The following is a 4,107-nucleotide window of genomic DNA, read 5'->3' on the forward strand; positions in this document are numbered from 1 at the left end:
GTGTTGATATTCATGATGTGAACGGGGTGCCAACCAAGCTCGTAGTTTTTCTTGATCGCTTGAGCGGCGAATTTTGGGGTCGTTGCGCTAAAGAATAGGTCGACGCCAGCATTCTTAATCGCAACGATCTGCGAGTCCACCGTCGGATCGGTGGTGTCGTAGGAAGCTTCTGCAACCAGCATTGTGGCGGCCTTATCGCCAAGTCCGGCCTTGATGCCGTTCAGATAGTCTTTACCGAAATCGTCGTTTTGATAAAGGACGCCAATCTTCGCGTTCGGATATTTCTTCAGGATATATTTTCCGTAGATGCGACCCTCGACGAAATAGTTTGGACTAAAGGCGATCGTCCACGGAAAATTCTTAGGGTCGGTAAATCTCGATGCGCCCACCGCCGCATAAAGCTGGGGTATATTCTTGCTATTAAGATACTTTTGTACCGCGGCGTTTTCGGACGTGCCCAAAATCTGAAATGTGAACAATACCTCGTCACTTTCAACCAGCTTGCGAACCTGCTCGACCGCCTTCGCCGGGTTATAGCCATTGTCGTATTGAATGAAGTTGATCTTTCGGCCGTCGATGCCACCTTGGTCGTTGATCATCCGAAAGTAGGCGGCCTCGACCTTGCCGACGGTCGCGTAGGCAGATGCGGGGCCGGAGAATGGGATAGACTGGCCGATCTTGATCTCCGTATCGGTGGCGCCAGTGTCGAATTTCTTCTGCGCGGCGGCCGAGGTCGCCGATAGCGCGATCACGACGCATGCGGCTAAATAGCAAAATCGAGCTTTCATAGACGCGCGTTGCTCCTGACGCATGATCGCTTTGCTGACGGCCACGCTCTTGGGTTATGACGATTGTGTCGGAAGGCTTGCTGCGAAGCAAGGTAGTGGCCGGCCAGCGTTGATCGGTGGCGCAGTTCGGGTGGGCGCCGGATCCGAAAAACGGTTTGACGACGACAAATGGCCTGGGCTCGCGAAATCCTACCTGGCGGCGCAGAAATCTATAGGTCCGACCAACTGGCGAAGCCTTTTTGCGGAAATCGCGGCCGCGATACATTCTTCTCCGGAGATGGATAATCCCAAACGGTGTTTTTGTCGGCCAACGCGTTCTGCCGGACGCGGGTTCACCTGTTGCCCAGAAGTTCGCGGCCAATTCCAAGATCGGCAATTTTGCTCTCGGTGCCTGGTTTCGGATTTATCAATTATTTCAACAGTTTGCCAAAAGAATGAGTCGCGATCCGTTGCATTTTTTGCGACATTTCAGAGTTTTTCAGCGGCGTTGACGAGGGCGTCTGGGTATCTTGCCTTGGCGCATTCCGCTCGGGTGAATGACTGACCTTACTGCGCGATATGGAATGCTTAGATTGCGTGAGGTGGTCGATGACCGTATTGAGCGAACAGCTATTGGTAAGCGCGGTACCGGACCGCTCACGCTTGGCGCCGCAACAGTGTGACATTCTTTCTGACCTGTTCGGGACCGAGCCGACGTCGGAAGAGTGGTACGAGTTTGCGAGTTTTCGGCTGTATCCCAAACGGCGCACCCTGCTGTTCGGCTCCGAGCGCGCCGAGATCGGCGGACGGGCGCTCGACCTGCTGCTTCTGCTGGTGGAGCGGGCAGGAGAGGTCGTGAGCCTGGGCGACATGATGCGGGTCGTCTGGCCCAACATCACCGTCGAAGAAGCAAATATCCGCGTGCAGATGGGACTTGTCCGCAAGGTTCTGTCCCAATGCGATCGGGCGAAGCGCGCCATCGATACGATACCGCTTCGCGGATATTGCTTCGTCCTGCCCGTGCGGCATCATCCCGGCAGGATGGAGTTGGAAGAGCCGAAGCCCCAGAGGCATCGCGTACTGCCGATCCTGCCCAACCCGACAATCGGTCGCGACGATGCGATCCAGATCATCGAGGCCGCTCTCGACAAGCATCGCCTTGTGACGATTACCGGGCCCGGCGGCATCGGCAAGACAACGGTCGCCATCGCAACCGCAAAACGCTACGCGGCTAATTTCCAGGGTATGATCGGCTCCGTCGATCTCTCGCATGTCACCAACGGCGAGGGGGCAGCCCAGGTCATTGCCGAGGCCTTGCAGCTTGCGCCGCACCGCCATGCCCTCGAGGCATTGTGCGAATATCTTCAATTCCGCGAGGCTCTCCTGATCCTCGATACCTGCGAGCACATCGTAGAACCTGTTGCAATGCTCTCAGAGGTATTGTTAAGTAAGTGTAGCAGCCTTAGATTTATCACGACCAGTCGTGAAGCTCTGCGGGCGACCGGCGAATGGACTCATCGGCTGCCGTCGCTCACCTTTCCTGCGGAGAAGGAGGCGATCACAGAGCAGGACATCGCGAGTTTCTCGGCAATCGCCCTCTTCGTGGACCGTGTGCAATCTTCGATGCGCTTCGAACCGTCCAGACAGGATCTACCAGCAATCGCCGAGATATGCCGGCGGTTGGATGGAATCCCCCTCGCACTCGAATTTGCGGCCGCACGGGTTGTGGACCTCGGACTTGGCAAGATCGCCAGCTATCTCAACAACTGCTTTGCGATCCTTACCCGCGGCCGCCGGACTGCGTTACCCCGGCATCGCACGCTGTCGGCGGCTTTCGATTGGAGTTACGGACTTCTTTCGGATGACGAGCAGGTCATGTTGTCCCACCTTGCGACCCTCAGTGGTTCGTTCACGGCAGAACGAGCCATCGCAAGCTGCGTCAACGAGGCCTGCGAGCGGCCGCCGGAGGCCTTCTATGGTCTTTACGACAAGTCGCTTCTTACGGTCGAGATGTCGAACAAGGGTCCGATGTTTCGTCTGCTGGACACCACGCGAGCCTATGTGGGCAGCATAAGCAGCTCGCCGCGACGTCCAGGCCGTGACCTCCAGGGAAGCGCCGAAGTGCGAAGCCGAACTGCGCGCTGCTGAAGAGACCAAGAGAGTATCGGGATTCGTCAACTGTAACGACTTAACCGCTGAAAGGAGTTCCAGCTTCTCGTCGCGCACCAAGTCTGAGAGTGACAAAGAAAAGGGGACAGCTTTGTCGACAAAAGCTTCGATGAGAGCGCGCAGCGCGCGATTGCGGCAATTGACGTCCGAGCGGGAAGGCTCGGCTTCCGAATGAAAAGCAAGCTGTTCACACCGATCAATATCGGCGCTTTCGACCTCGAACACCGCCTTGTACAGGAATGGCCGCTGGCCGCCGACCCGCTCGACGCAGCGGCAAATCAATCGATGCCATGCTCAGGTCCGCTGCTTTCCGGCGGCCTTGTCCTTCACGACCCCGGCGCGCTCATCTGGCCTGCACAAACGCTGCCGCTCGATGAGTTTGACAGGATGGAGTCGATCTGGCGCAACCTGATGCATCAGGCAAAAACGTCGCGTCAATCCCCACTGGCGCGGCTGCGCGGCGACCTTACATTGCAAGTCCCTGATCAGCCTGACGGCATCCTTGCCCTTTCCCAGCGCGACATCGAGAGGATCATCGCGGATTATGTCGATGCCGCATACCGGGCAAAATCGAGCGGCTTCGACGGCGTCGAGCTGGATGGTTCATCCGGCAGCATCACGGATCTCTTTCTGATGCGTACTACGAATCCGCGCTCCGACCGCTACGGTGGACCGATCGCCCAGCGGTTGAATTTCGCTTTGGAATTGGTCGACGCGCTGACGCAGGTTGTCGGCCGAGATCGAGTCGGCATTCGGCTATCTCCTTTTCCGCATGGCTTCGATCAGGAGCGCAGCCAAATCTACGACAAGGTGCTGAGCTCCCTGCGCGATCAGGAGATCGCTTATATTCACCTCGAACTGACCGAGCACTTGAGCGCTCGTGTCCTGAACCTGGCGCTACCGGCAAAAGCCCTGCGCGGCGCATATCCCGGCATCTTTGTCGCCAGTGGGCAGCAAAGCCTTCCCTTTGCAATGGAGCTGGTGGAAAGCCGCTGGGCCGATGCCGTCTGCTTCGTCAACCCTGTAGTCGACGCGCAGTTCCTGAATGAGCTGCAACAGGCGCAGCAGGGCGATCCCGATCCGCTGAACTGAACTTTGCACATCAACGATCGACGGAGTGATTCAGCGATTGTCCGTTGAAATGGCGCGCATCCTTATGCCGGAACGCGTC

Annotated in this window: 3 protein-coding genes; 2 read left to right on the top strand and 1 reads right to left on the bottom strand. The window is 57.4% G+C overall.

All coding sequences use genetic code 11. The annotated features are described in order from the left end of the window. The coding region (locus WCB02_RS23235; RefSeq protein ID WP_423961816.1) for an ABC transporter substrate-binding protein at positions 1-788 on the bottom strand (788 nt) is incomplete at its 3' end. A gap of 588 nt (positions 789-1,376) precedes the next feature. Here WCB02_RS23235 and WCB02_RS23240 point away from each other — a divergent pair. Together WCB02_RS23240 and WCB02_RS23245 are read left to right on the top strand one after the other, a co-directional pair. Then, complete coding sequence (locus WCB02_RS23240) at positions 1,377-2,915, top strand: ATP-binding protein (protein ID WP_423961812.1); 1,539 nt, start codon at positions 1,377-1,379, stop codon at positions 2,913-2,915. A gap of 192 nt (positions 2,916-3,107) precedes the next feature. Next, entirely contained in the window at positions 3,108-4,028 is a 921-nt protein-coding gene (locus WCB02_RS23245; RefSeq protein ID WP_423961815.1) for a hypothetical protein, read from the top strand. Positions 4,029-4,107 lie beyond the last annotated feature (79 nt).

Origin of the sequence: Bradyrhizobium sp., from assembly GCF_049581145.1 — a bacterium.
Lineage (GTDB): Bacteria > Pseudomonadota > Alphaproteobacteria > Rhizobiales > Xanthobacteraceae > Bradyrhizobium.

Excerpts from the sequence above, each read along its gene's own strand:
- WCB02_RS23240 (WP_423961812.1), top strand. The coding sequence starts at position 1,377 with ATGACCGTATTGAGCGAACAGCTATTGGTAAGCGCGGTACCGGACCGC.
- WCB02_RS23245 (WP_423961815.1), top strand. The coding sequence starts at position 3,108 with ATGAAAAGCAAGCTGTTCACACCGATCAATATCGGCGCTTTCGACCTC.